Source organism: Streptomyces sp. NPDC057280, from assembly GCF_042668605.1.
In the GTDB taxonomy this organism is placed as follows: Bacteria; Actinomycetota; Actinomycetes; order Streptomycetales; family Streptomycetaceae; genus Streptomyces.
Window position 1 is genome coordinate 949,301 of record NZ_JBHUYR010000003.1, and the last position, 21,269, is coordinate 970,569.

The window sequence follows — 21,269 nt, forward strand, 5'->3', positions numbered from 1 at the left end:
TTTCACATTTTCCTAGTGGTCGCTACAGAAAGACCGTACAACAGCCCGCCGACATTTCTCTAGCAGCCCCTATAGAATTCACTCCATGGAGCGCATCGAGGAGAAGAACCCGCAGGTCAAGCAGGTGAAACCGCGTGGCCGCCCCCGCTCCTTCGACCGCGCCACCGCCCTGGAGAAGGCGATCCTCGCCTTCTGGGAGCACGGCTACGAGGCCACTTCCGTCTCCGACCTCACCCGGGTCATGGGCATCGGAGCCCCGAGTCTGTACGCCGCGTTCGGCGACAAGCGGGCCCTGTTCGAGGAGGTCGTCGTCGAGTACGGCAGGCGCTACGGCTCCTTCGGTGAGCGGGCCCTCGCCGAGGAACCCACCGCCCGGGCCGCCGTCGCCCGGATGCTGCGGGAGGCGGCCCACGAGTACACCGCCCCGGGCCGCCCGCACGGCTGCCTCGTCATCCACGCGGCCACCAACTGCACCAGCGCCGAGGTGGAGGCGTCCCTGCGCGACCGGCGCAACGCCAACATCGCCGCCTTCGAGAGTCGTATCAGGGCCGACATCGCCGCGGGGGAGCTGCCGGCGGACACCGACGCCGCGGCCCTCGCCCGGCACGCGGGAGCGATGATCCAGGGCATGTCGCAACAGGCGCGGGACGGGGCGAGCCGGGAGGAGCTCGAGGCGCTCGCGGAAATTGCCATGGCCATCTGGCCCCGCACATGAACCCACACGGGTTAGGCTGCGTGGTGGATGCTAGGGCGTCCCACTAGTTCTCCAGCACGGGTCGAGGAGTTCGCGGGACCCTCGGAGAACTGACAACAACAAACAGCCTCCAACGCATGGACACACCGAGTGGTCTAGTCCACAATGCGTAAGGAGAGTTGACAACAGAACACGCGTACTTCCGCCCTCCCCGCACAGGAAGGCGGACCGAGGAACCGGTGCTCTCTGCCCTGACTGCCCCGGATCCTCATCCTTCGGCCGTCCGGGACCGCACACCCCGTGGCCGATATTGCTCCGGGCTGCGGTGCCGAGAGGGTTGAGGGTCCCTCTCAGGCGCCGCGGCCCGCGGGTGTTTTCAGAGCCCGTGTCCCAGCCAGGTCGGTTGATTTCCGGCCTGGTCCGTACCGCCAGGTACGCTCGCACACGTGCCCTCCATGAACGAACTGGTCCGCCAGCACACCGCCCTCGACGACTCCGACCTCGAGTGGCTCCATCTGCTGGTCTCGGAGTGGCAGCTGCTCTCCGACCTCTCCTTCGCCGACCTCGTCCTGTGGGTCCCCACGCGCGACGGCGCCCGCTATGTCTCGGTGGCCCAGATGCGGCCCAACACCGGCCCCACCTCCTACCAGGACGACATGGTCGGCCACCTCGTCCCGCGCGGCCGCCGCCCCCTCCTCGACGCCGCCCTCGACGAGGGCCGGATCGTGCGCGAGGGCGACCCGGAGTGGCGGGAGGAGGTCCCGGTGCGGGTCGAGTCGATCCCCGTACGACGGGACGGCCGCGTCCTCGGCGTCATCGCGCGCAACACCAACCTCCTCACCGTGCGCACCCCGAGCCGCCTCGAACTGACCTACCTGCAGAGCGCCTCGGACCTCGCCCAGATGATCGCGGCCGGCGCCTTCCCGTTCGCGAACCAGCAGATGGACATGGACGCCGCCCCGCGCGTGGGCGACGGCCTGATCCGGCTCGACGCGGACGGCATCGTCCAGTACGCCTCGCCGAACGCGCTGTCCGCGTACCACCGTCTCGGTCTCGCCTCCGATCTCGTCGGCCACCACCTCGGCAAGACCACCGCCGAACTCGCCCCGACCCGCGGCCCGGTGGACGAGGCGCTCGCCAAGGTCGCCAGCGGATGGGCGCCGCGCGAGTTCGAGATCGAGTCCGGCGACGGGGTCATCCAGTTCAGGGCCATTCCGCTCAAACCCAAGGGAACCCGCATCGGTTCCCTGGTCCTGCTCCGGGATGTCACCGAACTGCGGCGCCGTGAACGCGAGTTGATCACCAAGGACGCCACCATCCGGGAGATCCACCACCGGGTGAAGAACAACCTCCAGACGGTCGCCGCCCTCCTGCGCCTCCAGGCCCGCCGCATCGACTCCGACCGCGGCCGCGAGGCACTCGAAGAGGCCGTGCGCCGGGTCGGGTCGATCGCGATCGTGCACGAGACGCTGTCCCAGAACCTGGACGAGCGCGTGGAGTTCGACGAGATCGCCGACCGGGTCCTCGCGATGGTCGCCGAGATCTCACCGGGCAAGGTGACCGGCCGGCGCACCGGACGCTTCGGCATCCTCGACGCCGAGGTCGCCACGCCTCTGTCGATGGTGCTCACCGAGATTCTGCAGAACGCCCTGGAGCATGGCTTCCGCGAAGGGGACACCGGCACGGTCGAGGTCTCGGCGGTCCGCGGCGGTACGACGAAGGAGGCCCGCCTGCTCGTCACGGTCCAGGACGACGGGGTCGGCCTGCCCGAGGGATTCGACCCGCACACCGCGGGCAACCTCGGTCTGCAGATCGTACGGACGCTGGTGGAGGGGGAGTTGGGCGGCACGTTCGACATGGTCCCGGCTCCGGAGGGCGGCACCCGCGTCATACTCGACGTCCCGGTGCGCGCCAACAAGTGAGGCGCACCGCCGAGCGCGCCGAGTAAAGCGCACCGCCAACTAGACCCAAGAAGTAAGACCCGCCAAGTAAGACCCGCCAAGTAAGACCCAGCAAGTAAGTCTCAAGCGCCCCCTGTTCAGAAATCGAGCACAGCAAGAAGCCCCGGACCAGAAGTGGTCCGGGGCTCGAATGCTCGTTGCCAGCTTGTGCTGCGCACCGGGGGTACTGCGCGCTGCGGCTCGGGGGCGGGAGATGCGTACTCGCTGTACGCGCCGCCAAGCTCAGGCGGGGTGGGTGTGTCAGGCAGAAGCCTGACGGGCCCGGTTGCGGGCGGCGCGGCGCTTCATCGCACGACGCTCGTCCTCGCTGAGACCACCCCAGACACCGGAGTCCTGACCGGACTCGAGCGCCCACTGCAGACACTGATCCATAACGGGGCAGCGACGGCAGACGGCCTTGGCTTCCTCGATCTGCAGCAGCGCAGGACCGGTGTTGCCGATGGGGAAGAAGAGCTCGGGGTCTTCCTCGCGGCAAACGGCGTTGTGACGCCAGTCCATGGCTGCTACCTCTCCTTGGTATTACGTGCAAGTTGCTTGTGAATGTGAACGCTTTCACGAATCCCTCAACAAGTGAAGGGCCGACCGTCAGGTTTCCCTGGACGAGGTCCTGTGAGTTGAAGAGGGGTTCCGGTGATCTGTGGAGCCGGTGTTGCGGGCTGTCCCGATCGCCACGTAGAGACTCGCAAACCTCAGCGGCGGATACAACCCCTTCCGGAAAGTTTTTTTTGATTCCTCGGTGTCGACTAGGTCACAGCCGTACTTCCATGGGGTGGATGCTGGCCTAAACGTTCGAGTGAAAGGACTTCAGCCCTTTCTGCTCACACAATCACACGCAGTGCACGGCGTACGCCTGTGAACGTCACGCTCGTGCGCAGCCCGAGGTGGTCGCCGTCCATCTGAAGGGGCAGGGGCACCTTCGAATGCAAGGTGAACTGGTCCAGGTCGTGCAGGGACACCGCATGCTTGCCATGGGGTCCACGCTCAGGGGACGAAGTGAGCAACTGGGTGCCATACCGGGCAACCGAGGCCGTCGTCATACGGCTGAGGCCGAGTACGTCGAGTCCCTTATCGAACGACGCCTTAGGCGATGCGTACATCGGGTGATTGCCCAGGAACGTCCACGGAGACGTGTTCGAGACTATGGAGAGGACCAGATCGGTCACCGGCTCCGCGTCCGGGCGCTCCAGGGTGATCGTCCCGTGCCGGCGGTGGGCCTCGCCGAAGAACTGGCGCAGGGCCTGGCGGACGTAGAGCGCGTGCGTCGACTTTCTGCCGCGCTCGCGCTGCTGCTCGACCCGGCCGACGACGCCGGCGTCGAAGCCCAGGCCCGCGTTGAAGGTGAACCAGCGGCCCGGGACGGCCTCGTCCTCGGTGCCGGGGGTGCCGGAGGTCAGTCCGAGCCCGACCGTGCGTTCGCTGCCCTCGCGCAGGGCGTCCAGCAGGGCGCCGGTCGCCTCCACGGCGTCGTTGGGCAGGCCCAGGGCCCGGGCGAAGACGTTGGTGGAACCGCCGGGGACCACGGCGAGGCCGGGGAGGTGCTCCGGGTCCGGGCCGGCGTGCAGCAGGCCGTTCACCACCTCGTTGACCGTGCCGTCGCCGCCCAGGGCCACGACCAGGTCGATGTCCTCGCTCTCCGCCGCCTGCCGCCCGAGGTCGCGGGCGTGGCCGCGGTACTCGGTCGTGACCGCCTCGAGTTTCATCTCGCTCGCCAGCGCATGGATCAGGACATCGCGCGTACGTGCGCTTGTGGTGGTTGCCGCCGGATTGACCACGAGAAGTGCACGCATGAGTTGCAGCGTACCTACTGGGTGGTACCGGGCACAGGCCGAGGTAGGGATCACGTAAGACTTCGGGGCGTGAATCTTGCCACGGACGGGCCGGGCAACCCCGGCGAGCGGCTGTGCGTTGCCCCCGCCTGACCGGGGTGGCCGAAGGGGCGACGGATACCCTTCAGGGGTGACCAGTGAGCAGACGCCAGCCCCCGAGGAAACCGCCGGCCCGCGCCCGCGGCGCCTGACCTACGCCGCCGCCCTGGCCGCGCTGGAGGGGCTCGCCCTCGTCGCCGGCGGAGTGTGGATGCTCGTCGAGGGACTCGCGGGCGACCCGAACGACCGGCAGACCGCCGTCACCGGCGGCATCACGCTCGTCGTCCTCGCCCTGCTGCCGCTGCTCGCCGCGCGCGGGCTGCTCGCGCAGCGCAGCTGGAGCCGGGGGCCGGCCGTGATCACGCAGATCCTGGCACTGCCCGTGGCCTACAACCTGCTCCAGGCGGACAGTGTGGCGATCCCGGCGGGCATCGCCCTCGCGGTCGTCGCGGTGGCCGCGCTGGTCCTCCTCGTCAACCCGGCGACGACCCAGGCCCTCGGGATCAAGGGGCCGGGCCGCGCACAGGACGGGGAGCGCTAGGGCGGCCGTACGACGCCGTCATCCGCGTAGGTCTGAAACCGGACCGCCCGCGGAGCGAACCGTCACTCCTCCACGAGGAGCTTCTCCCGCAGCTGGGCCAGGGTGCGGGCCAGCAGGCGGGAGACGTGCATCTGGGAGATGCCGACCTCCTGCGCGATCTGCGACTGGGTCATGTTGCCGAAGAAGCGCAGCAGCAGGATCCGCTTCTCGCGCGGCGGCAGGTCCTCCAGGAGCGGCTTGAGGGACTCGCGGTACTCGACGCCCTCAAGGGCCTCGTCCTCGGCGCCGAGGGTGTCGGCGACCGCCGGGGACTCGTCGTCGGTGTCGGGGACGTCCAGGGACAGCGTGGAGTACGCGTTGGCGGACTCCAGGCCCTCCAGGACCTCCTCCTCCGAGATGGCCAGCTTCTCGGCCAGCTCGTGCACGGTCGGGGAGCGGCCGTGCTGCTGGGAGAGCTCGGCGGTGGCCGTCGTCAGGGCCAGGCGCAGCTCCTGCAGCCTGCGCGGGACGCGGACCGCCCAGCCCTTGTCGCGGAAGTGCCGCTTGATCTCGCCGACGACCGTCGGGGTCGCGTACGTCGAGAACTCGACGCCGCGCTCCGGGTCGAAGCGGTCGACCGACTTGATCAGGCCGATGGTGGCGACCTGGGTGAGGTCGTCGAGCGGCTCGCCGCGGTTGCGGAAGCGGCGCGCGAGGTGCTCGACGAGCGGCAGGTGCATGCGGACCAGCTTGTTGCGCAGCTCCGCGTACTCCGGGCTGCCGTCCTTCAGCTTGCGCAGCTCGATGAACATCGCGCGCGCTCCGCTGCGGTCCTGAGGGTCGTGCTGCGCGGCGTGTCCGCTCTGCCCGCTCTGCTCGCCCTGCTGATCGTCTCGCTCGTGCTCGCTCATCGTCCTGCCCGTCGCCCTTCCCCGAGCCGTCGTCTCCGCTCGGACAGGGGAGACCCCGATCCGTCCGTCCAGAGACGTGCTCCGCACGGCACCTTCCTCGTCCCGCTGCCCGTCCTCCAGGAAGCCGGCCCCGGCGGAGTCGTCCTCCGGATGCGGCCGGGCCTGTTCGGGGATGCCGGAGACACCGGCCGCATCGACAGCGCCGTCGATGGATTCCCCCGTGTGTCGGGACCCGCCTGTGCCCTCGGCCGGCAGCTCCCGTGTGCCGCGCTCTTCGTCACGCACCGGCCCGTCCCCTGTCCTCACGCCGGCCCGGGTCCCGCGCCGCGCTGTTTGTAGAGGCTGATCGAAACGGTTTTGTCCTCGTCCACGGCGGAGGAGACCTTGCCCGCGAGCGCGGACAGGACGGTCCAGGCGAAGGTGTCCCGCGAAGGGGCATGACCGTCCGTGGTCGGCGCCGAGACGGTGACCTCGAGTGAGTCGTCGACGAGGCGGAAGACGCAACTGAGCACCGAGCCGGGCACGGCCTGCTGGAGCAGGATCGCGCAGGCCTCGTCCACCGCGATGCGCAGGTCCTCGATCTCGTCGAGGGTGAAGTCCAAACGGGCCGCGAGTCCGGCAGTCGCCGTACGCAGCACCGACAGGTAGGCACCCGCAGCCGGCAGCCGGACTTCCACGAAGTCCTGGGTCGCGGGCTCGCCTGCGATCTGGGACACCCTCACCTCCAAGGTGGTACAAGCTTTTCGGGGCCGAGGGTCGCCCCCCGGGGTAACGCGAAGTGTGGTTCAGCGGTGACGCTATCGCGCTCTCAACTTTCCTGTCCCCGGGACCCCGACCCCTTGCCGTTACTCACAGTAAAACTGTGGACACGCTCCGTGTCTAGAGGTCTGCGGCTCCAATTGGGAAGAACGCGCGCCGGGTTGACGTACCCAGACGTCAGACCGTCGAACCGTCCGGAAACGGAGTCTGCTCCGGCCTGGTCGAGGGCCCGGACGCGGTTACACCAGGACGTGGTCCTCGAAGCACCAGCGCCAGTCCTCGCCCGGCTCGAATGTCCGCATGATCGGGTGCCCGGACTCCTTGTAGTGCGTGGTGGCGTGTCTGCCGGGCGACGAGTCGCAGCAGCCGACATGACCGCAGGTGAGGCAGAGCCGCAGTTGCACCGGGTGGGTACCGTCGCGCAGACACTCGGGACAGGTGTCGTCGAGCGGCGCGGGTTCCGGGTGCGGCAGCGCGTCGGCGTGCGTGCACTGTTTCATGATTGCCAGGTTACGACGGGTGTGCGGACGGCCGCGCGGAAAATCGACGGCGGGGCGGACGACGATGGACGAGGGCGGGCGAGGGCCATGGACGTGATGCCACTGCTGTTGCTGGTGGCGGGCAGTGCGGCGATTGCCGCGGCGGCCCGGCGCACCCCGGTGCCGGCGCCGCTGCTGCTGGTCGCCGCCGGGCTGGTGTTCTCGTACGTCCCGGGAGTCCCTGAATACACGCTCGACCCGGACGTCGTGCTGCCCCTGATCCTGCCGCCGCTGCTGCACACGGCGGCCACCGACAGCTCGTACCTCGACCTGAGGGCACAGATGCGACCGGTGGCGTTGCTGTCCGTCGGGTACGTGCTCTTCGCGACCCTCGTGGTCGGCTGGGCCGCCTACCGGATCGTGCCGGGCCTGTCGCTGACCGGGGCGCTCGTGCTGGGCGCGGTGGTGGCGCCGCCGGACGCGGTCGCGGCGACGGCGGTGGCCCGCCGGGTCGGTCTGCCCTCCCGGATCACCACGATCCTCCAGGGCGAGTCCCTGGTGAACGACGCGACCGCGATCACCGCCTACCGGGTCGCCCTCGCGGCGGCGGTGGGCGAGGGCGCGTCCTGGGCGGGCGGCATCGGCGAGTTCCTGCTCGCGGCGCTCGGCGGGGTGGCGGTCGGCCTGGTCCTGATGGTGCCGATCCACTGGCTGCGCACCCACCTCAAGGAGCCCCTCCTCCAGAACACCCTCTCGCTCCTGATCCCCTTCGTCGCGTACGCGGCCGCCGAGCAGTTCCACGCCTCCGGTGTCCTCGCGGTCGTCGTGGTGGCGCTCTTCCTCGGGCACCGCGCGTGGGAGGTCGACTTCGCGACGCGCCTCCAGGAGGACGCGGTGTGGAAAATGGTCGCCTTCGTCCTCGAATCCTCGGTGTTCGCGCTGATCGGACTCCAGTTGCCGGTCGTCCTCAAGGGCCTCGGGGAGTACGAGGGGGTCGACGCCGCCTGGTACGCGCTCGCCGTCTTCCTCGTGGTCGTCGCCTCCCGGTTCATCTGGGTCTATCCGGCGACGTTCCTCCCGCGTGTGCTGTCCGCGCGGATCAGGGAACGCGAGGAGAACCCCACCTGGAAGGGCCCGTTCGTGATCGCCTGGGCCGGCATGCGCGGGGTGGTCTCGCTGGCCATCGCCTTCTCCATCCCCGAGCAGCTGGACGGCGGCGAGCCCTTCCCCGGCCGCAACCTGATCCTCTTCCTCACCTTCACGACCGTCATCGGCACGCTCGTCGTCCAGGGCGTCACCCTGCCCCCGCTCATCCGCTTCCTCAAGCTCCCCGGCCGGGACGCCCAGGCCGAGACCCTCGCCGAGGCCAACGCCCAGGCGCAGGCCTCCCGGGCCGCCGAACGCCGTCTGGACGAGCTCCTGTCCGACGAACGCAACACCCTCCCGCCCCCGCTCGCCGACCGCCTCCGCACCGTCCTGGAGCGCCGCCGCAACGCCGTCTGGGAACGTCTCGGCGCGGTCAATCCGGTGACCGGTGAAACCGTCGACGACACCTACCGCCGGCTGTCCCGGGAGATGATCAGCGCCGAACGCGCGGTCTTCGTCAAGCTCAGGGACGGCCGCTACATCGACGACGAGATGCTGCGGACGCTGCTGCGACGGCTGGACCTGGAGGAAGCGGCGGCCTACCGCGAGGCGGAGTGAGGACTTCCGCGGGGGTCGTCCCGTGATCGGAGCTCCGGTGAGGACCGCGGTCATCCCGTGATCGGAGCTCCGGTGAGCACCCCTGTCATGCCGTGAACGGAGCCCCGGTGATCACCGCGGCCACCCGCGTCCCGGCCGGGAAGGCCCCTTCCTCGACCAGGGTGACAAGTCCGTACAGCAACTTGGCGACATAGAGACGTTCCACGGCCACCCCGTGCCGCTTCTCGAAGTCCTCGGCGAAGGTGTCGAGTTCGGGTGCCGTACGGGCGTAACCCCCGAAGTGGAAGCGGTCGTCGAGCGTCCAGTCGCCCTGCCGCGCGCCGAAGGCCGCCTCCTGGAGGGCTTGTATCCCGGCCGTCAGGAAGCCCCCTTTGAGCACCGGTATCCCCAACGCCCGCTGCCCCGGCCCCAGTCCCGCCGCCAGCCCCGCGAAGGTGCCCCCGGTGCCGCACGCCACCGCGACCACGTCCGCCCGGCCCCGCAGCTCCTCGCCGAGCGCCCGGCAGCCCCGTACCGCAAGGGCGTTGCTGCCGCCCTCCGGTACGACGTACGCGTCCTCCGCCCCCGCCGCCCGCAGGATCGCGCCGAGCACCGGCGGCTCGGCTTTGCGGCGGTACGTGGCTCGGTCGACGAAGCGCAGGCGCATGCCGTCGGCCACGCAGCGGGTCAGGGACGGGTTCAGGGGGCGGTCCGCGAGTTCCTCGCCGCGCACCACCCCCACCGTCGGGAGCCCCAGCAGGCGCCCGGCGGCGGCCGTGGCACGGAGGTGGTTGGAGTAGGCGCCGCCGAAGGTGAGGATCGGGCGGCCGCCCGCGGCGGCGAGGTTCGGGGCCAGTTTGCGCCACTTGTTGCCGACCAGGTCGGCGTGGATCAGGTCATCGCGCTTGAGGAACAGGCGGACGCCCCGGCGGGCGCAGCGGTCGTCCTCGATCTCCTGCAGCGGCGACGGGAGCCGGGGGCGCAGGGAGGCGAGGTCGGGGCCGGTCACGCCCCCATTGTCACTTGAGGCGGTCCCGGACGCGCTCCCGCATCGACGCCATGGTGAAGCCGCGCGGGTCCACCTTGCCCGGCTGCCACTCCAGGTGGCCGATCACCGACCGTTCCGTCCAGCCGTGACGGCGGCAGATCGCGGCGGCCACGCGCTCGATCGCCGCCAGCTGGGCCTCCGGCCAGGGGTCGTGACCGTCGCCGAGGTTCTCGCACTCGAAGCCGTAGAAGTGGCGGTTGCCGTCGGTGTTCGCCTCGTTGTCGTGCGGGAGGGCCTTCTCGGCGATCACCGCCCGCAGGACGTCGTCGTCGCCGAGGCCCGCGTGGTTGGCGCGGCCGTAACCGACCAGGTGGACGCGGCCGTCCTTGGTGATGACACCGTGGCAGAGCGGGCCCGGCAGGTCCTCGTAGCCGTCTCGGCAGAGCTCGACCGTGCGCGCGCTGCCCTTGGTGACCGTGTGGTGGATCATCACGCCGTGGACCGGCCCCCAGGGGCCCTTGTGATTGCGGTTGTGGTGTCTCCAGTCGCCGACCTCGACGACCGTGACGCCCTCGTCCTTCAGGGCGTCCAGGAAATCCGCCGCGGACATGGGTGGGGCCATGCCGCCTCCTTCGTGTGCGCGCCGACGGCCGCCTCTCGCGGCCGCCTCGTAACCGTGCTTGTACCGAAAGCCGACCCCCCGGACTACTCGTTCGTACGGCGTGCGAGCCGTTTCGGACAAAGGTGGGGCGGGCGGCCGGAAAGGCACGCGTGTACGAGGACGCCATCCATGCCCAGCAACCGAAAGATCCATTCCCGCTCTTTCGGGTAATAGCACGAGCACGCTCCGTGAGGAAGGCTTGCGCGTACAGATGCCCCGGCGCAGACCGGCGCCCGGGCATGTCTTGGGAGGGCGTTTCACATATGTCGGTAGGCGAAGAGGTCCGTTCGGAGCAGGGCCGTCCGCAGCAGAGTCTCGGCACGGCAGCCGCGCGGAACCTGGCCACCACGACCAAGTCCGCACCCCAGATGCAGGAGATCAGCTCGCGCTGGCTGCTGCGCACACTGCCATGGGTGAACGTCCAGGGTGGTACGTACCGCGTCAACCGCCGACTGACCTACGCCGTGGGGGACGGCCGGGTCACCTTCGTCAAGACGGGCGACCGCGTCGAGGTCATCCCGGCGGAGCTGGGCGAACTGCCGGCGCTGAGGTCCTACGAGGACGAGGAGGTGCTCACCGAACTCGCCCGCCGCTGCCAGCAGCGCGAGTTCGCGCCCGGTGACGTGCTCACCTCCTTCGGCAGCCAGGCCGACGAGGTCTATCTGCTGGCGCACGGCAAGGTGGAGAAGATCGGCACGGGTCCCTACGGCGACGACGCCGTCCTCGGAGTCCTCGCCGACGGCGCCTACTTCGGCGACCAGGCGCTGCTCGACCCCGACGCCATCTGGGAGTTCACCGCCCGCGCGGTCACCGCCTGCACGGTCCTCGTCCTGCCGCGCAACGACGTCGAGCAGGTGGCCGAGCGCACCGAGACCCTGCGCGACCACCTCCAGGCGCAGCGCTCGATCCCGGAGCAGAGCACCAACAAGTACGGTGAGAAGGAGATCGCGCTCGCGGCGGGCCACAGCGGCGAGCCGGACATCCCGCACACCTTCGTCGACTACGAGGCCCGGCCGCGCGAGTACGAACTGAGCGTCGCCCAGACCGTCCTGCGCATCCACTCCCGCGTCGCCGACCTCTACAACCAGCCGATGAACCAGACCGAGCACCAGCTCCGGCTGACCGTCGAGGCGCTGAAGGAGCGCCAGGAGCACGAGCTCGTCAACAACCGCGAGTTCGGACTGCTCCACAACTGCGAGTACGACCAGCGGCTCCAGCCGCACGACGGCGTGCCCAGCCCCGACGACCTGGACGAACTGCTCAGCCGCCGGCGCGGCACCAAGCTGCTGCTCGCCCATCCGCGCGCGATCTCCGCGATCGGCCGCGAGCTCAACAAGCGCGGACTGGTCCCCGAGACCATCGACGTGGGCGGCAACCGCATCCCGACCTGGCGCGGGGTGCCCATCTACCCGTGCAACAAGATCCCGGTCACCGAGGCCCGGACGACCTCGATCATCGCCATGCGTACCGGTGAGGCCGAGCAGGGCGTCATCGGGCTCCAGCAGACCGGCATCCCGGACGAGATCGAGCCGAGCCTGTCCGTCCGATTCATGGGCATCAACGAACAGGCGATCATCAAGTACCTCGTGACCGCCTACTACTCCGCGGCGGTCCTCGTGCCGGACGCGCTCGGCGTCCTGGAGAACGTCGAGATCGGCCGCTGGCGGTGACCCTTCGCGCCCCCCGATGCGCCGTGCACCCGCCCGCGAGGGCGGGAGCACCGTGGTGGGGCGCGCCCGGCGGCCGCGGCCGCGCCACCGTCCGCGGAGTCTGAGGTGACCCATGGATGCGTGCACGACGGCCACACGGCAGCACCCCTCCGAGGCGCCCGGAAGACGGCGGCCCATCGCCCACCGGCCCGCCCCGATCGACGGCCGCGAGGCCCGCGCGAACGGTTCGAGCGGCCGCCGCGGTGGAGCCGGTCCACAGCTTCAGCCTGACGTGGCCCTGGAGAGGCAGAGCCCGGAGAGGTCACCCTCCTCGACGACGTGACGGGGATATGCGGACGCGGCTGGGCAGAGGTGCAGACGGCCGACCGGATGGCCCGCGCGCCGGGGCACCTGGCCCGTGCGGCGCCCGAGCGGGAGGCGGCGGGAGCACTGCCGGCCTTCGCGGCGTACGTGACGCCCCGCGGTGGTTGAGCGCTGGGAGAACAGAGGGTCGACCCGAACGCGGGCGCAGTCGAGCCCGGATCTCAGACCCCGGAACCTCGGGGCCGCGCGGCTCCTGACCCCGCGCGGCCCCGAGGAGCTCCGGTCGGCGGGTCCCGCACATCCCCACGGCGTGCGGGCCCCGCCCCTTTGTTCCACCACCCCTTTGCCTACCGCCGCTCTTGCCTACCGCCCCTTTGCCTACCGCCCCTCTTGCCCATCGCCCTTTTGCGCGCCGCCCTCTCCACGCCACCCCTTCGATGCGCCACCCTTTCGATGCGCCGCCCCTTCGATGCGCCACCCTTTCGATGCGCCGCCCCTGCGACACCCCCTCACACCAGCCCCTATAGAGTCAACAGCCGGACGATCACGGCCAGTTGATGACAAGGGGCGGACCATGGGTGTGGCGATACGGGCGGCGGGCGCGAGCGACCGTGATCTGGTCGTACGGCTGTTGGACGTCGCCTTCCAGGACGACCCGGTCAGCCGTTGGATCTTCCCGGGCGACGAATACTTCCGCGCCGCGCACCACAAGCTCATGGCCGCCTTCACCGACATCGTGCTGGCCGACGGTCGCGTCGACCTCACCGAGGACGGCACGGCCTGCGCACTGTGGCTGCCGACGCCGGCCGAGGAGCACGCCGAGGGTGAGGGCGAGGACGGGAGCGACGGCCCCGCCCAGATGCGCGCGAGCATCGACCCCGCCAACGAGCGGATCGAGCTGGTCGCCCGGCTCACGGAGGACATCCACCCCGCCGGCCGCGCCCACGAGTACCTCTGGATGATCGGCGTCAGCCCCGACCGCCAGGGCGAGGGCCTGGGCACCGCCCTCATCGGCTCGGTCCTCGACCGCTGCGACCGCGAGGGTCTGCCCACCTATCTGGAGGCCAGCAGCGCCCGCAGCCGCGGCCTCTACGAACGCCTCGGCTTCACCCTCCTGGGCCGCCCGCTCGACCTCCCTGACGGCCCGCAGATGTGGCCCATGTGGCGCGAGCCCCGTAACTGACCCGGCCTACGACTGCGGCACCACCGTCGCCACGATCCGCTCCACCAGCCCCTCCGGCACCCCCACCCCCGGCAGCACCCCGTCCAGCACCCCCGGCAGCGTCAGGTGCTCCAGGATCAGCCCGAGCATCGCGAGATACAGCACGACGACCGTCTCGTCCCCGCCGGGCAGCCCGGCGTCCCGGTGGAACTCCATGCCCTGCTCCAGGTCGCCGCGCACCGACGTGGTGTACGACTCCCGGAGCTCGGGCCGGCGGGTGGCCTCCAGGCGCATCTCCAGCAGGGCCAGATAGCCGGTGCGGTCGGCGGTCGCGCGGGCGATCAGGTCGTGCATGAACGCCGTGACCAGCGCCCGGTCCTTCGGTCTCGTCAGCAGCCCGGCGAGCACCTCGGGGTCGGGTGCCAGCCGCACATGCAGCCGGGCGTCGATCTGCCGCAGCAGGTCGTCGCGCCCGGTGAAGTAGTTGGACGTGGTCCCCACCGGCACCCCGGCCTCGGCGTCCACCGCGCGGAACGTCAGCCCGCGCGCCCCCTCCCGCGCGAGCACCTCGACCCCGGCGTCGACCAGCGCCGCCCGCCGCTGCGGATTGACGGCCATGCGGAATCCCTTCTCCTACTTCTGGCCGCTCCCGGCCCATCCCGAAAACACTCTTGCAACCACTACAAGTGAAGTACTACAACTGACGTGGTTCAGGAAGCAGAACGCAGCCTACGAAAAGAGACCCGCTTGCGAAAGCTCACGTACTTCGTCGCCTGCTCGATCGACGGCTTCATCGGGGACGAGAGCGGTGACGCGTCGTTCATGTACCCGTTCGTGGACGAGGAGTTCATCGGGTTCCTCACCGCCGAGTACCCGGAGACCATGGCGTCCCACGGCCGCCGGGCCCTCGGCGTCCACGACCTGCCGCCCCGCCGGTTCGACACCGTCATCCAGGGCCGCGGCAGCTACGACGTCGGTCTGAAGGAGGGCTTCACCAGCCCGTACGACCATCTGCGCCAGTACGTCGCCTCCCGCACTCTGAGCGAGTCCCCCGACCCGCAGGTCGAGATCGTCTCCGACGATCTGCTCGGCAAGGTCCGCGAACTCAAGGCCGAGGACGGCGACTTGGGGATCTACCTGTGCGGCGGCGCCCAGCTCGCCGGCCAACTGCGCGACGAGATCGACGAACTCGTCATCAAGACCTACCCGGTCGCCCTCGGCACCGGCATGCCGATGTTCGCCGCCGGCTTCTCGGTCGCCGAGTTCGCCCTCGACGACGTCCGCGCCTTCGAGAACGGCGTCCTCGTGCGCACGTACAGCAGGAAGCGCTGACGCCCCGGCCGCCCTACGCTGAAGGCATGGACAGCGAAGAACACGCCTGTCCCGTCTGCGGACAGCCCGTCGAAACAGTCGTCAAGCGTCACAAGACGCTCGGCGCGTGGGTCCCGGTCTGGACGGCCGGCCCCTGTCACAACCCGAAGTGCGAGGCGTACGCCGAGCCCGGCGCCGAGCGCGAGAAGGGCCCTCCCGGGAAAACCGCCGGGAAACAGTCGTGAACGTGTGTCGAGAACCCCGGCCCGGCTCCGACGTCCCCTGTGAGAGCCGCCCGGCAGAGGCGGCCGGAACCGAAGGAGCGGACCGATGAAGTACCTGATGATGGTGCAGGGCACACAGCAGGACTACGAGGCCATGCGCGGCAAGACCACCGGGAACTCCCCGGCCTGGAGCGAGGACGAGATCCAGGCGATGTACGCGCACATGAGCGCGATCAACGACGACCTCGCCGAGACCGGCGAGCTCATCGACGCCCAGGGCCTCGCCGAGCCCGCCAAGATCCGTCACGTCACGCTGGGCGCGGACGGCAAGGCGGTCATCACCGACGGGCCGTACAGCGAGACCAAGGAGCTGATGGCCGGCTACTGGGTGCTGGACTGCCCCAGCCTGGAGCGGGTCACCGAGATCGCCGACCGCGTCACCCGCTGCCCGCAGCCCGCGGGCGCCCCCGTCTACCCGGTGGTGATCCGTCCCATCCTGGACGGCGCCGGCGACATCTGAGCATGAGCCGTACGACCGGGACGACCGCCACGACCGAGGACCTGCTGCGCCTGCACGCGCCGCAGGTCCTCGGCGCGCTGGTCAGGCGGTACGGCCATTTCGACGCCGCCGAGGACGCCGTACAGGAAGCACTGCTGGCCGCGGCCGGCCAGTGGCCCGCGGCCGGGGTGCCGGACAATCCGCGCGGCTGGCTGATCAGGGTGGCCTCGCGGCGGCTCGTGGACGCGCTGAGGGCGGAGGAAGCCCGGCGGGCCCGGGAGGAGAAGGCGGCGGCGCTCGGCGAACGTCTCGCCTCCGGGGCGGACCGGGCGCCGCGCGAGGACGACACCCTCGCCCTGCTCTTCCTCTGCTGCCACCCCGACCTGCCGCAGCCCGCGCAGATCGCCCTGACCCTGCGCGCGGTCGGCGGCCTGACCACGGCCGAGATCGCCCGCGCGTACCTCGTGCCCGAGGCGACGATGGCCAAGCGGATTAGCCGCGCCAAGCAGAAGGTGCGGGGTGTGTCCTTCGGGCGGCCGGACAACTGGGAGGCGCGGCTCCCGGCCGTCCTGCACACCCTCTACCTGATCTTCAACGAGGGCTACACGGCGACCTCGGGACCGGCCCTGCAACGCCGTGACCTCGCGGGCGAGGCGGTCCGCCTGACCCGCGCGGTCCACCGTGTCCTCCCCGGCACCGGCGAGGTGACCGGACTGCTCGCCCTGATGCTGCTCACCGACGCCCGCCGCGAGGCCCGTACCGGACCGGACGGCGACCTCGTGCCCCTCGACGAGCAGGACCGCGACCGCTGGGACAAGGCCGCGATCGAAGAGGGCGTCGCCCTGATCACCGCGGCCCTCGCCCACGGCCCCGCCGGCCCCTACCAACTGCGCGCGGCGATCGCCGCCGTCCACGACGAGGCACCCTCCGCGGAGGCCACCGACTGGCGGGAGATCCTCGGCCTCTACGACCTCCTGGTCCGCCTGGTCCCCGGCCCGGTCGAACGCCTCAACCGCGCGGTCGCCGTCGCCATGGTCCACGGCCCGGCGGCGGGCCTCGCCGAACTGGACGCCCTGGAGGACGACTTGGGCCACCGCCGGGACGCGGTGCGGGGACATCTCCTGGAGCGGGCGGGGTCCTTCGACGAGGCCCGCGCCGCCTACGAAGCGGCGGCCGCGCAGACCCTCAGCCTGCCCGAGCAGCGGTATCTGCGGAGGCGGGCGGCGCGGCTGAGGCCGTAGCGTGGCCCGTATGACCGACCACATCGTGCACCTCACCGAACGCCCCCTCTGGGCGGAAGCCCGCGCCCGGGGGACGTACGAGATGTCGACCCGCGGCAGGACCCTCCAGGAGGAGGGCTTCATCCACTGCTCGACCCGCGCCCAGCTGCCGGGCACGGCCGCGCGCTTCTTCGCGGACCTCGACGATCTGGTGGTCCTCGTCATCGACCCCGACCGCCTGGGCGTCCCCCTGAAGTGGGAGGCCCCGGCACCTGGCGCCGAGGAGTTCCCGCACATCTACGGGCCGCTCGCCGTGGACGCCGTGGTGGCTGTGGAGGAGTGGCAGGTCACCCCGCGCTAGGCAGTCCGCCGGTCTCCGGGTCGCGGCCCGTCAGGCAGTACGTGCCGCCCGCCGGGTCGCGCATGACCGTCCAGTGCGTGCCGTGGGCGACCGTCTCGGCGCCGAGTGCCTCGTGCCGTGCCCGGGTCGCCTCGATGTCGGCGCACGCCAGGTCCAGATGGGCGGAGGCGGCACGCTCCTCGCCGAGCCGCTGGAGCAGAATGCGGACCGGGAGACCGGGCGGCGGCACGAGCACATGGAACTCGGGGAGGGAGCCGGGCCGGGACCCCCAGTCGGCCAACAGGGCGCTCCAGAACGCGACTTCGGCGTCGTACGACGAGGGCGCGAGATCCAGGCAGACCTGGTCGAGGCGGCTGCCGTCGACGACGGGCGGGCGGACGGACTCGCCGTGCCAGGGCACCGCGCAGAACAACTGCCCGGCGGGGGACCGGAGTACGGCCCACCCCTCGTGCTCGGCGGCGATCGTCGCGCCCAGCCGCAGTGCCGACTCCACGAACTCCGGTACGTCGTCCACCGAGAAGTCGAGATGCACGCCACCGGGGCCCGCCTCGACGCCCTGGACCTTGACGCACGGGTCGGCGCCGGACGGCAGCAGGGTCACGAACTCGCCCCGGGGCGGGGACAGTCGCGTGTCCGTGACCGCCGTCCAGAACTCATGGGCCCGGTCGGCGCGTTCGGCGGGGCGGTCGACGAAGGCGTACGTCCAGCGGATGCTCATGCGGGCGATCGTAGGTCAGGGGGCCTGCATGAACCGCAGCATGTTCCCGGCGGGGTCCCGGAAGGCGCAGTCGCGCATCCCGTACGGCATGTCCGTGGGCTCCTGGAGCACCTCGGCGCCGGACGCCTGGACGCGGGCGAAGAGGGCGTCGCAGTCGGTGGTGCTGAAGTTGACCCCGCGCAGCACGCCCTTGGCCAGCAGTTGCTCCATCGCCTCCCGGTCGGCGGGGGAGAGGTCGGGGTTGGCGGCGGGCGGCTCCAGGACGATCGACACGTCCGGCTGGAGCGGCGAGCCGACGGTCGTCCAGCGCATCCCCTCGTACTTGACGTCGTTGCGGACCTCCAGGCCCAGGACGTCGCAGTAGAAGGCGATCGCCTTGTCGTGGTCGTCGACGGCGATGAAACAGGTGTGCAGTTTCAGGTCCATGGGGTCAACCTACGGTCGATACCGGCCTCACGCCCGCCTCGGCCGCGTGTACGCCCGCACCACGCACGGCGGGATCTCCGCGCTCTCCTCGTGCGAACGCGCCCGGTACGAGCTCGGGGACTCGCCCACCAGCTGGGTGAAGCGGGCGCTGAAGGAGCCGAGCGACGTACAGCCGACCGCCATGCAGACCTCGGTGACGGACAGGTCGCCCCGGCGCAGCAGCATCTTCGCGCGCTCCACGCGCCGGGTCATGAGATAGCCGTACGGCGTCTCCCCGTACGCCTCCTTGAAGCTGCGCTGGAAGTGGCCCGGGGACATCAGGGCCGTGCCCGCGAGGGCCGCCATGTCGAGCGGCTCGGTGTACTCGCGGTCCATACGGTCCCGGGCCTTGCGCAGCCGCACCAGATCCTCACGATTCACGTCGTCAGCATCGCACGGAAGCCCGCGTTCCTGGTGAGACCGGTGCTCACTTGAGGTACACGAGGCCGTCCGTCGTCACCGTAGGGCGGCCGCCGGTGGCGGCGACCACGACCTTGACGGTGTGCTTGGCACTGCTCGACCAGGTCTTCGTCCAGACCGCGTTCCGGTACATGGCCGTCGGCGACTTCAGGTCGACGGTCGCGACCTTCGTGCCGTCCACGTAGACGTACGCCTGCCCGGAGGTCGCGGCCCGCGAGACCACCCAGGCCACCGAACGGCCGGTGAACGTCCAGCTGAGCGAGGCGTTCCTGGTCTTGCCGGTGTACGCCTTGCCGCCCAGGTAGGTGTACGACGACTTGGCCGTCCAGGTCCCCGACCTGGTGGCCGAGGTCTCCTGGAGGATCACCGGGGTGTCGCTGACGGAGGCGGTGGCGGTGTTGCCGGCCTCGTCGTAGGCCTTGAGCGACCAGGTGGTGGCGGTACCGGGCCTGGCGCTCTGGACGCTGCTGGTCGTCCTGGGACCGTAGACCGCGGTGACCGGGGCGGTCAGCCTGACCTCCTTCAGCACGGACGCGTCCGTGGCCTTCCACTTCAGCGTGAGCGGGACGGCCGTGGTGCTCACCGTGCCGGTGCGCAGGGCGAGCTTCGGCTTCGTGGCGAAGGTGGGTGCGGTGGTCTCCGCGACCACAGTGGCCGCCGCGGAGGTGGTCGTCCGCCCGGACTGGTGGACGGCCCGTACGGCGACCTGGTGGCTGCCGACGCCGAGGCCGACCTTGGCGGAGCCAGCGGTCCCCGCGGCGGTGGCCGCCACTTCGCCGTCGACCAGCACCTCGTACCGCGAGACGAAGACGGCCGGGCTGGTGATCGACCAGTTCAGGGTGACGGAGGCCTTGGTGTACGCCGTCGCGCCGACCGTGCCCGAGCCGGTGACCGACTTCAGGGCGAGGCCGGTGACCGGGCCCGCCGCCCAGGAGCGGATCGTCGGCAGCTCGGCGTAGAAGGCGGTGCCCGGGCACTCGGTGTTGTAGGCGTCGCGGTGGCCGATGATCGTGGGGTACGTCAACTGCGTCCCCAGCGTCCACGACTTGCCGGCGTAGTTGGTGCCGTCCGCGCCCGCCGTCAGTGTGGTGGTGCCGTCCGGGTCGACCCCGTACTGGCCGAGCTTCCAGGCGGCGAGCCGGGCGACCGCGGTCGTCGCGGCCGTGCCGGGGGCCGCCTCCGTGTAGGTGCCGAGCATGGCGACGCCGGCGGTCTGGCTGTTGAAGCCGTAGGTGTGCGCGCCGAGCACCGGCCGGTCGACGCCGCCCTTGCGGCCCTCGTAGACGGTGCCGCACTTGTCCACGAGGAAGTTGTAGCCGATGTCCTTCCAGCCCTGCGACTTGACGTGGTACGTGTAGATGCCACGGATGAGTGCCGGGGCCTCGTCGCAGGTGTACGCGTTGGAGTTGACGGTGTGGTGCACCGTCACCGCCTTGACCTTCCCGCCCGGCAGATAGGCGGGCGCCTCCGGGCTGATCGACTCGTCGGCGCCCCAGCCGGCCCGCGAGGTGATCGGGGGCCGCGGGACGCTGGACGCCGGGGCGCTCGTCGACGCGGTGGGCGCCGTGGAGGCCGGGCCGGCGGCCGGGGTCGGGGTGGCCGGGCCCGGCGCGGGGGAGTCGGTTGCGGTGGCGCTCGCCGACGGTGTGGCCGTGACCGGCGTGGAGCCGTCGGCCGGGGTGGGGGCGGGCGACTCGGTGGCGTCCGTCGCGAAGGCGGCCGGCTCCACGGCGGAGACGGCGCTCGTGCCGGGGTCGACCATGTCGAGGCGCAGCCCCTTGGGCAGCTTGGCGGACGCCTTGCCGTACACCCGTACCTCGACGCCGTCCGAGGGGCCGAACCAGGCGGGCTCGGTGCCGCCGCGGGTGGCGCCCTGGTCGCCCGGTTCGTTGGTGGCGTCCAGCGTCAGCCAGTTCGACCAGGTGCCCGTCCTCGCGTCCCGCGCGCGGGCCACGATCTCCGCGCTCACGTGCGCGGACGGGTCGGACCAGGTGAGGCCGAGCAGACTGAAGTGCGCGGTGTCCCGCTTGCCGAGCCGGGCGGAGGTGCCGTCGGCGGCGACGGTCAGCGCGGCCGCGCGCGTGGTGCTCTTGACGGGCCGCGGCTTGCCGTCGTCCGCGGCGCTGTCCGACGGACTCCCGGTCGTGCCCTGGACGGCCAGGGTCCCGGTCACCGCCACCGCCGTCAGCGCGGCCGCCCCCCACCCACGACGTCTCATCGTGACCCGCCCACCTTCCGCAACAGACTTCCCAGAGGCATTCACCGATGTGAAGCCATGGGAAAGGTATGCGGAGGTAGACGGTCAAAAGGCCGTCAATCCGGAAGAACACGCCCGATACGCACAAACAGCGGCGCAGTGACCTGTATCACTGCGCCGCTGTACGGCAAGACGTGA

General features: G+C 70.8%; 24 protein-coding genes. 12 read left to right on the forward strand and 12 right to left on the reverse strand.

The window, feature by feature from the left end; all coding sequences use genetic code 11:
* Window positions 1-85 precede the first annotated feature (85 nt).
* Entirely contained in the window at window positions 86-715 is a 630-nt protein-coding gene (locus tag ACFUO4_RS22945) for a TetR/AcrR family transcriptional regulator (protein WP_079309606.1), read from the forward strand.
* 434 nt (window positions 716-1,149) lie between these two features.
* Window positions 1,150-2,616 carry a sensor histidine kinase gene (locus tag ACFUO4_RS22950; protein WP_059192407.1) on the forward strand — a complete coding sequence of 489 codons (1,467 nt, stop codon included), beginning with the start codon at window positions 1,150-1,152 and terminating at the stop codon, window positions 2,614-2,616.
* Between the two features lie 279 nt (window positions 2,617-2,895).
* On the opposite strand, the gene ACFUO4_RS22955 is transcribed toward ACFUO4_RS22950, so the two are convergent.
* Both ACFUO4_RS22955 and ACFUO4_RS22960 read right to left on the reverse strand, forming a co-directional pair.
* Entirely contained in the window at window positions 2,896-3,153 is a 258-nt protein-coding gene (locus ACFUO4_RS22955) for a WhiB family transcriptional regulator (RefSeq protein ID WP_006142322.1), read from the reverse strand.
* Between the two features lie 320 nt (window positions 3,154-3,473).
* Complete coding sequence (locus ACFUO4_RS22960) at window positions 3,474-4,442, reverse strand: diacylglycerol kinase family protein (protein WP_079309607.1); 969 nt, start codon at window positions 4,440-4,442, stop codon at window positions 3,474-3,476.
* A gap of 169 nt (window positions 4,443-4,611) precedes the next feature.
* On the opposite strand from ACFUO4_RS22960, the gene ACFUO4_RS22965 reads away from it, so the two are divergent.
* Complete coding sequence (locus ACFUO4_RS22965) at window positions 4,612-5,061, forward strand: hypothetical protein (RefSeq protein ID WP_079309608.1); 450 nt, start codon at window positions 4,612-4,614, stop codon at window positions 5,059-5,061.
* Window positions 5,062-5,123: 62 nt separating this feature from the next.
* Here the strand turns inward: ACFUO4_RS22965 and ACFUO4_RS22970 are convergent, their stop codons facing one another.
* The 3 genes from ACFUO4_RS22970 to ACFUO4_RS22980 form a co-directional block, all read right to left on the reverse strand.
* A complete protein-coding gene (locus tag ACFUO4_RS22970; RefSeq protein ID WP_079309609.1) occupies window positions 5,124-6,257 on the reverse strand; it encodes an RNA polymerase sigma factor SigF in 1,134 nt (377 codons plus the stop codon).
* Window positions 6,254-6,667 carry an anti-sigma regulatory factor gene (locus tag ACFUO4_RS22975; RefSeq protein WP_004925829.1) on the reverse strand — a complete coding sequence of 138 codons (414 nt, stop codon included), beginning with the start codon at window positions 6,665-6,667 and terminating at the stop codon, window positions 6,254-6,256. Before ACFUO4_RS22975 ends, ACFUO4_RS22970 begins: the two co-directional genes overlap by 4 nt.
* A gap of 282 nt (window positions 6,668-6,949) precedes the next feature.
* A complete protein-coding gene (locus tag ACFUO4_RS22980; RefSeq protein ID WP_079309610.1) occupies window positions 6,950-7,210 on the reverse strand; it encodes a UBP-type zinc finger domain-containing protein in 261 nt (86 codons plus the stop codon).
* An 87-nt stretch (window positions 7,211-7,297) separates the two neighbouring features.
* Here ACFUO4_RS22980 and ACFUO4_RS22985 point away from each other — a divergent pair, with 87 nt between their 5' ends.
* Complete coding sequence (locus tag ACFUO4_RS22985) at window positions 7,298-8,893, forward strand: Na+/H+ antiporter (protein ID WP_383487547.1); 1,596 nt, start codon at window positions 7,298-7,300, stop codon at window positions 8,891-8,893.
* An 85-nt stretch (window positions 8,894-8,978) separates the two neighbouring features.
* Here ACFUO4_RS22985 and ACFUO4_RS22990 read toward each other — a convergent pair whose 3' ends face one another.
* Window positions 8,979-9,881, reverse strand: coding sequence for a 1-aminocyclopropane-1-carboxylate deaminase/D-cysteine desulfhydrase (locus ACFUO4_RS22990; RefSeq protein ID WP_383487550.1), 903 nt, complete (start codon window positions 9,879-9,881; stop codon window positions 8,979-8,981).
* A 10-nt stretch (window positions 9,882-9,891) separates the two neighbouring features.
* Window positions 9,892-10,482, reverse strand: coding sequence for an N-acetylmuramoyl-L-alanine amidase (locus tag ACFUO4_RS22995; RefSeq protein ID WP_079309612.1), 591 nt, complete (start codon window positions 10,480-10,482; stop codon window positions 9,892-9,894).
* A gap of 302 nt (window positions 10,483-10,784) precedes the next feature.
* On the opposite strand from ACFUO4_RS22995, the gene ACFUO4_RS23000 reads away from it, so the two are divergent.
* The 3 genes from ACFUO4_RS23000 (at window position 10,785) to ACFUO4_RS23010 (ending at window position 13,677) form a co-directional block, all read left to right on the forward strand.
* Window positions 10,785-12,191 (forward strand): family 2B encapsulin nanocompartment shell protein, encoded by a 1,407-nt coding sequence (locus ACFUO4_RS23000; protein ID WP_383487554.1) that lies wholly within the window; start codon window positions 10,785-10,787, stop codon window positions 12,189-12,191.
* 318 nt (window positions 12,192-12,509) lie between these two features.
* Window positions 12,510-12,662 carry a hypothetical protein gene (locus ACFUO4_RS23005; protein WP_383487557.1) on the forward strand — a complete coding sequence of 51 codons (153 nt, stop codon included), beginning with the start codon at window positions 12,510-12,512 and terminating at the stop codon, window positions 12,660-12,662.
* A gap of 406 nt (window positions 12,663-13,068) precedes the next feature.
* Window positions 13,069-13,677, forward strand: a complete 609-nt coding sequence (locus ACFUO4_RS23010) for a GNAT family N-acetyltransferase (protein WP_383487560.1) — start codon at window positions 13,069-13,071, stop codon at window positions 13,675-13,677.
* Between the two features lie 6 nt (window positions 13,678-13,683).
* Here ACFUO4_RS23010 and ACFUO4_RS23015 read toward each other — a convergent pair whose 3' ends face one another.
* Entirely contained in the window at window positions 13,684-14,274 is a 591-nt protein-coding gene (locus ACFUO4_RS23015) for a TetR/AcrR family transcriptional regulator (protein WP_383487563.1), read from the reverse strand.
* Window positions 14,275-14,403: 129 nt separating this feature from the next.
* Here ACFUO4_RS23015 and ACFUO4_RS23020 point away from each other — a divergent pair, with 129 nt between their 5' ends.
* The 5 genes from ACFUO4_RS23020 to ACFUO4_RS23040 all read left to right on the forward strand — a co-directional run bounded on the left by ACFUO4_RS23020 (window position 14,404) and on the right by ACFUO4_RS23040 (window position 17,271).
* A complete protein-coding gene (locus ACFUO4_RS23020; protein ID WP_079311945.1) occupies window positions 14,404-14,988 on the forward strand; it encodes a dihydrofolate reductase family protein in 585 nt (194 codons plus the stop codon).
* Window positions 14,989-15,014: 26 nt separating this feature from the next.
* Window positions 15,015-15,212, forward strand: coding sequence for a hypothetical protein (locus ACFUO4_RS23025; RefSeq protein WP_383487566.1), 198 nt, complete (start codon window positions 15,015-15,017; stop codon window positions 15,210-15,212).
* A gap of 85 nt (window positions 15,213-15,297) precedes the next feature.
* Window positions 15,298-15,711 (forward strand): YciI family protein, encoded by a 414-nt coding sequence (locus ACFUO4_RS23030; protein WP_383487569.1) that lies wholly within the window; start codon window positions 15,298-15,300, stop codon window positions 15,709-15,711.
* 2 nt (window positions 15,712-15,713) lie between these two features.
* Complete coding sequence (locus ACFUO4_RS23035) at window positions 15,714-16,931, forward strand: RNA polymerase sigma factor (RefSeq protein ID WP_383487572.1); 1,218 nt, start codon at window positions 15,714-15,716, stop codon at window positions 16,929-16,931.
* A 10-nt stretch (window positions 16,932-16,941) separates the two neighbouring features.
* The gene (locus ACFUO4_RS23040) at window positions 16,942-17,271 is read left to right on the forward strand and encodes a DUF952 domain-containing protein (protein ID WP_383487574.1); all 330 of its coding nucleotides are present in this window, start codon (window positions 16,942-16,944) and stop codon (window positions 17,269-17,271) included.
* On the opposite strand, the gene ACFUO4_RS23045 is transcribed toward ACFUO4_RS23040, so the two are convergent.
* From ACFUO4_RS23045 to ACFUO4_RS23060, 4 genes are read right to left on the reverse strand one after another with little or no spacing between them, the layout of a single operon-like run.
* Window positions 17,258-17,989: a VOC family protein gene (locus ACFUO4_RS23045; protein ID WP_383487577.1), complete on the reverse strand. Its 732-nt coding sequence runs from the start codon at window positions 17,987-17,989 to the stop codon at window positions 17,258-17,260. The two genes, ACFUO4_RS23040 and ACFUO4_RS23045, sit on opposite strands and share 14 nt — an antisense overlap.
* Window positions 17,990-18,004: 15 nt before the next feature.
* A complete protein-coding gene (locus ACFUO4_RS23050) occupies window positions 18,005-18,415 on the reverse strand; it encodes a VOC family protein (RefSeq protein ID WP_059192391.1) in 411 nt (136 codons plus the stop codon).
* A 27-nt stretch (window positions 18,416-18,442) separates the two neighbouring features.
* A complete protein-coding gene (locus ACFUO4_RS23055) occupies window positions 18,443-18,835 on the reverse strand; it encodes a helix-turn-helix transcriptional regulator (protein WP_059192390.1) in 393 nt (130 codons plus the stop codon).
* Between the two features lie 46 nt (window positions 18,836-18,881).
* Window positions 18,882-21,092, reverse strand: coding sequence for an N-acetylmuramoyl-L-alanine amidase (locus tag ACFUO4_RS23060; protein WP_383487581.1), 2,211 nt, complete (start codon window positions 21,090-21,092; stop codon window positions 18,882-18,884).
* Between the last annotated feature and the right edge of the window lie 177 nt (window positions 21,093-21,269).

Bases quoted from the DNA above. Each gene is read 5' to 3' on its own strand.
- ACFUO4_RS22995 (WP_079309612.1), bottom strand. From the start codon at position 10,482: ATGGCCCCACCCATGTCCGCGGCGGATTTCCTGGACGCCCTGAAGGAC.
- ACFUO4_RS22945 (WP_079309606.1), top strand. From the start codon at position 86: ATGGAGCGCATCGAGGAGAAGAACCCGCAGGTCAAGCAGGTGAAACCG.
- ACFUO4_RS23000 (WP_383487554.1), top strand. From the start codon at position 10,785: ATGTCGGTAGGCGAAGAGGTCCGTTCGGAGCAGGGCCGTCCGCAGCAG.
- ACFUO4_RS23040 (WP_383487574.1), top strand. From the start codon at position 16,942: ATGACCGACCACATCGTGCACCTCACCGAACGCCCCCTCTGGGCGGAA.
- ACFUO4_RS23060 (WP_383487581.1), bottom strand. From the start codon at position 21,092: ATGAGACGTCGTGGGTGGGGGGCGGCCGCGCTGACGGCGGTGGCGGTG.
- ACFUO4_RS22985 (WP_383487547.1), top strand. From the start codon at position 7,298: ATGGACGTGATGCCACTGCTGTTGCTGGTGGCGGGCAGTGCGGCGATT.
- ACFUO4_RS23015 (WP_383487563.1), bottom strand. From the start codon at position 14,274: ATGGCCGTCAATCCGCAGCGGCGGGCGGCGCTGGTCGACGCCGGGGTC.
- ACFUO4_RS23035 (WP_383487572.1), top strand. From the start codon at position 15,714: ATGAGCCGTACGACCGGGACGACCGCCACGACCGAGGACCTGCTGCGC.
- ACFUO4_RS23010 (WP_383487560.1), top strand. From the start codon at position 13,069: ATGGGTGTGGCGATACGGGCGGCGGGCGCGAGCGACCGTGATCTGGTC.
- ACFUO4_RS23045 (WP_383487577.1), bottom strand. From the start codon at position 17,989: ATGAGCATCCGCTGGACGTACGCCTTCGTCGACCGCCCCGCCGAACGC.
- ACFUO4_RS22980 (WP_079309610.1), bottom strand. From the start codon at position 7,210: ATGAAACAGTGCACGCACGCCGACGCGCTGCCGCACCCGGAACCCGCG.
- ACFUO4_RS23030 (WP_383487569.1), top strand. From the start codon at position 15,298: ATGAAGTACCTGATGATGGTGCAGGGCACACAGCAGGACTACGAGGCC.
- ACFUO4_RS22950 (WP_059192407.1), top strand. From the start codon at position 1,150: ATGAACGAACTGGTCCGCCAGCACACCGCCCTCGACGACTCCGACCTC.
- ACFUO4_RS23050 (WP_059192391.1), bottom strand. From the start codon at position 18,415: ATGGACCTGAAACTGCACACCTGTTTCATCGCCGTCGACGACCACGAC.
- ACFUO4_RS22960 (WP_079309607.1), bottom strand. From the start codon at position 4,442: ATGCGTGCACTTCTCGTGGTCAATCCGGCGGCAACCACCACAAGCGCA.
- ACFUO4_RS23025 (WP_383487566.1), top strand. From the start codon at position 15,015: ATGGACAGCGAAGAACACGCCTGTCCCGTCTGCGGACAGCCCGTCGAA.
- ACFUO4_RS22955 (WP_006142322.1), bottom strand. From the start codon at position 3,153: ATGGACTGGCGTCACAACGCCGTTTGCCGCGAGGAAGACCCCGAGCTC.